Origin of the sequence: Methylocaldum sp. (assembly GCF_039794385.1) — a bacterium.
GTDB lineage: Bacteria > Pseudomonadota > Gammaproteobacteria > Methylococcales > Methylococcaceae > Methylocaldum.
Map to the genome: position 1 here is coordinate 1 of NZ_JBDIVO010000404.1, position 3,785 is coordinate 3,785.

The 3,785-nt window shown below is 58.3% G+C and carries 6 protein-coding genes; 5 read left to right on the top strand and 1 reads right to left on the bottom strand.

The window, feature by feature from the left end; all coding sequences use genetic code 11:
• Positions 1–329: 329 nt before the first annotated feature.
• The gene (locus ABJK70_RS21635) at positions 330–701 is read right to left on the bottom strand and encodes a biopolymer transporter ExbD (protein WP_347259093.1); all 372 of its coding nucleotides are present in this window, start codon (positions 699–701) and stop codon (positions 330–332) included.
• 167 nt (positions 702–868) lie between these two features.
• Between ABJK70_RS21635 and ABJK70_RS21640 the strand changes: the two genes are divergently transcribed.
• From ABJK70_RS21640 to ABJK70_RS21660, 5 genes are all read left to right on the top strand, one after another.
• On the top strand, positions 869–1,072 hold the full coding sequence (locus ABJK70_RS21640) for a hypothetical protein (protein WP_347259094.1): 204 nt from the start codon (positions 869–871) through the stop codon (positions 1,070–1,072).
• Between the two features lie 438 nt (positions 1,073–1,510).
• Entirely contained in the window at positions 1,511–2,014 is a 504-nt protein-coding gene (locus ABJK70_RS21645) for a sigma-70 family RNA polymerase sigma factor (RefSeq protein WP_347259095.1), read from the top strand.
• 193 nt (positions 2,015–2,207) lie between these two features.
• Positions 2,208–2,525: a DUF4880 domain-containing protein gene (locus ABJK70_RS21650; protein WP_347259096.1), complete on the top strand. Its 318-nt coding sequence runs from the start codon at positions 2,208–2,210 to the stop codon at positions 2,523–2,525.
• A gap of 3 nt (positions 2,526–2,528) precedes the next feature.
• Positions 2,529–3,212 (top strand): FecR domain-containing protein, encoded by a 684-nt coding sequence (locus ABJK70_RS21655; RefSeq protein ID WP_347259097.1) that lies wholly within the window; start codon positions 2,529–2,531, stop codon positions 3,210–3,212.
• A 241-nt stretch (positions 3,213–3,453) separates the two neighbouring features.
• Positions 3,454–3,699 carry an MbtH family NRPS accessory protein gene (locus ABJK70_RS21660; RefSeq protein ID WP_347259098.1) on the top strand — a complete coding sequence of 82 codons (246 nt, stop codon included), beginning with the start codon at positions 3,454–3,456 and terminating at the stop codon, positions 3,697–3,699.
• Positions 3,700–3,785: the final 86 nt, after the last annotated feature.

Genomic DNA, 3,785 nt, shown 5'->3' on the forward strand with positions numbered 1-3,785 from the left:
AACGCGAGCCAATCCGCGCATGCAGTGCGGTCAGCTCCGCGTCCCACTGTCGTATCGAGTCTTGCATGGCAGTCTCCTCAGTCGATTACCATGCTTGTTAGACCAACAACTGCGGCTGTAGTACTAAGACGTGCCCGCACGGTGCGCGAGACGCTCTTGCCGTTTCGCGCCGACGAGGTAAAGTGTCCCGAAGCCGTCGAGCGGCGGCGTCTTCAGAGCCACTATCGGCGGATCCACCGATTCTGAACGGGTCCGATCCAAGGTCCACCGCAGTACGACGCAGTAGCTAGGAGGCAGAGAAACGGCTTTCTCACCCAGTTGGCCGGTGGCTACTGCTGCACGGTCACGAACGAGAGCTTGCCGATGCCGGAACGCTGGGCGCTGGCCATGACCTTGGCCACGGCCTCGAACACGGCCGCCCGATCGGCCTGGAGCTGAATGCCGATCTCGGGATCGCGGTCCTGCAGGGCTTTCAACTCGGCCTCCAAGGCGTCCAGCGGCACCGGACGGTCGTCCAGCATCGGCTGCCCCTCCGCGGTCACGCTGAGGATGGCGATGTGCTGGTCCGGTGCCGGTTCGGTTTGCTCGGTCTTGGGCAGTTTCACCCGAACCACCTGGGCCAGCAGCGGCGTCGTGACGATAAATACCACCAGAAGCACCAACATCACGTCCACCAGAGGCGTGACGTTGATCTCGCTCATTTCGCCGCCCTCGTCGTCATTAGGCAATTGGATGGCTAAGTGCTCATTCTCGGGATACCGTGGCCGAATATGGGAGCGGCCGTGCGGGTCGCCTTGCGCCGCGACTTCGGGCGTTTATCGACGCCTTGGAGCGAAAGTGCCGGTCCGACGGAGGCCGATGTGTTGCGATGTGCCGCCGTCCCGCACTCCTCCGGCGCTGGGCGTGCAACCCGGCTGATTTGCCCGGCCGGCGGGCATCCGGTGTTATCGGTCGGAGCGTCACTGGGCTCTTGTTGAAAATCGGCGACGTGCTGTCGCAACGCATCGAGGCGCAGGCGAACGTCGCCGAGCAATTCCTCGATGTGTTCGAAGTAAATCTGAAAATAGCGTGACGAAGGGAATTGAGTTCCGTTGGTTTCGCTACTGTCCGGTGCCCCGGGGTCCATGCCCGGCGGTGTCTTGATTGAGCGCAGGGCAGGCTCGCTCTACCCCCATGACTCATTCCGAGTTTTAAGTGATCTCTACGACTAATGACGAACAACGGAGCCAAATCCCGTAGTCATGAGAAAAAATCTTGTGCTCGGTCGGCCGAAAGTGCCCAAGCTGCGCAAAAGTGGGCGCCGGATAGTCTCAAAATGTGGGTTATGCCATACAAGCCAAGCGATATCCCATATCCTGACCTGTTCCGATCGATTAAATGTTCTGAGAAAGAAACACTTTTGTATTTGGTATCGATATTGCCTTTCCTGTTCTACGTGCCAAGTAAACCCATCGGAATCCCGGCCGCAAACACCCGCTAATACGGAACAACAATTACGGAGAGTGAGTCAGTGAGTTCACCTACCGCCCTGACCGAATCGACCTTCCTGGATACCCGGAAGTCTTTGCTGCAATGGCTCACTCGACGTCTCGGCTGCGGCCATACTGCGGAAGACCTGGCACAGGAAACCTATTTGCGGGTCATTCAGCAAGGCGCCCCCGAGACGATCGGGGATCTACGTGCCTATTTGTTCCGAATCGCCAGCAATTTGGTCATCGACCATTGGCGGCAGACCACGGTGCGGGCCAATGCCGATGGCGAATCGCTTGAAGAAGACCTGATCTGTCCGAAGCCTGCACCCGACAGAATCGCGGAAGCGAGCCAGCAGTTGGATCTTCTGAGGCATTTCATCGCCGAACTACCCCCGCAATGCCGCCGCATTTTTCTGATGCACAAGGTCCAACAGCTCAGTCACGTCGAGATCGCCGAGCAGTTGGCGATTTCGCCCCGCACGGTGGAAACACAAATCAGGAAAGCGTTAATGATTCTGCGTGACCGTATGCGCGCGGCATAGCGTCGCCGCGGCACGCGGAAAATTCGACTGCGGCCGTTCTTCCGGCACGGCTCGCCATCACTCCGGACGGTTTCGTCTCTCCCGGCGAATTGATACTAGCGTTTGACAAGGATCGGTCGAGCGGCTGTAATCGAAAAAGCCGGCGAATGTGACGCCCGGCCGTCGCCCAGACTACATGCGAAGAAGAGCGGTTATGCATCCAACCCCTGTGGAGACGGCGATCTCCAACGAGGCGATCGAATGGTTTTCCAAACTCCACTCGGGCCGAGCCACGCCTGTGGACTACCGTCGGTTCGAGGCCTGGCGGAGGCGTAGCCCAGAGCACGCGAAGGCGTATGCAGATGTCGAGGCGTTTTGGGCGCTGCTGGATGAGCCGGCTCAGCGGGTTTTCGAGCAGGAGGAAGCACAAGCCTGCCTAAAGGCTTGCATTGATTCTCCCATTCGAAAGGCGACACCGCCGGTCGCAAGGAGGCCGATGCGCCGGGCTTTCGCCGGTCTCGCCTTGGCGTAAACGGTGGCTATCGCCCTGTGGTTGCCGGGCGCCATTCGCTTCTGGACCAGCGACTTTCACACCCAATGGGGTGAACGGCGGGACTTCACGTTAGAGGATGGCTCCCGAATTTCTCTCAATACCCATTCCGCCCTGTCGGTCGAGTTCTCCCCAAAGCAACGGCTGGTTCAGCTTCTGGAAGGTGAAGCCTTTTTCCAGGTGACGCACGATCCGGCTCGTCCTTTTGTCGTTGCGACGTCTCACAGTAGGGTTCAAGTCACGGGTACCGCCTTCGACGTGTACACGCACGATGAACGGATGACTGTCACGGTCTTGGAGGGACGGGTGCGGGTTTACCCCGACCGCGCCGAGGACAAAGGGATCGAATTGACCGCAGGACTACAGGCGAGTGGCGATACGCAAGGTTTGGGTCCCGTTCTACGGGTGGATACCCAGCAAGCGGTGGCCTGGCGCGAAGGGCTTTTGGTGTTCGAACTGCAGCCGCTCGCGGCGGTGATCGACGAGTTGAACCGCTACTACCCTGGCAAGCTCATGATCGCCGACCCGCGGATTCGTGATCGGACCATCAGCGGCGCCTTCCATCTAACGCGGCCTTGGGACATTCTGGCCGCCATCGAGAAAACCTTGGGCCTGAGTTCCCTGAATCTCTCCGGTGCACTGACCCTCATTTATCAGCCTAGCCTCTGAGCCGGCAAGCGCTGGCTGAAGGCTGGGTAAACGACCTTCGCTGCCTCAACGCTCTTCCCGCTCCTTTTCGGCGATCAATAACTCCAGAGCGCCGGGTATAACCTTTAGCATTCAAAAAATTTTTGCACCCGAGTACGGGATTGGCCTCGAATTTTCGTCTTTACAACCAAAAGGTCGGTAAAAACGCCTCGAGATAAATACCGATCCTGATTGCTTGAATTCGAATCTGGAGGACGAAAACATGGCTTGGGATGAAGAGGACACGACGGTTTACCACGTGGTCGTCAACCACGAGGAGCAATATTCGATTTGGCCGGAATACAAGGAAGTGCCTATAGGATGGCGAACGGTCGGCAAGAGCGGTCCGAAGCAGGAGTGTCTGGACTATATCAAGGATGTGTGGACGGACATGCGGCCTTTGAGTTTACGCAGACACATGGAGGAGACGTCCCTTCAGGAAGCCGCGTCGGCGGGGAAGGAGGCTTGATGCGCGTGGGAATTCTCCGGTTCGGAGGATGCTCTTTCCGAGAAGGCGATACGGATGTCTCGGCCAGTGATTTCTACGCCTAATTT

Coding starts and splice junctions, on each gene's coding strand:
- ABJK70_RS21635 (WP_347259093.1), bottom strand. CDS start 701: ATGAGCGAGATCAACGTCACGCCTCTGGTGGACGTGATGTTGGTGCTT.
- ABJK70_RS21640 (WP_347259094.1), top strand. CDS start 869: ATGTGCCGCCGTCCCGCACTCCTCCGGCGCTGGGCGTGCAACCCGGCT.
- ABJK70_RS21650 (WP_347259096.1), top strand. CDS start 2,208: ATGCATCCAACCCCTGTGGAGACGGCGATCTCCAACGAGGCGATCGAA.
- ABJK70_RS21660 (WP_347259098.1), top strand. CDS start 3,454: ATGGCTTGGGATGAAGAGGACACGACGGTTTACCACGTGGTCGTCAAC.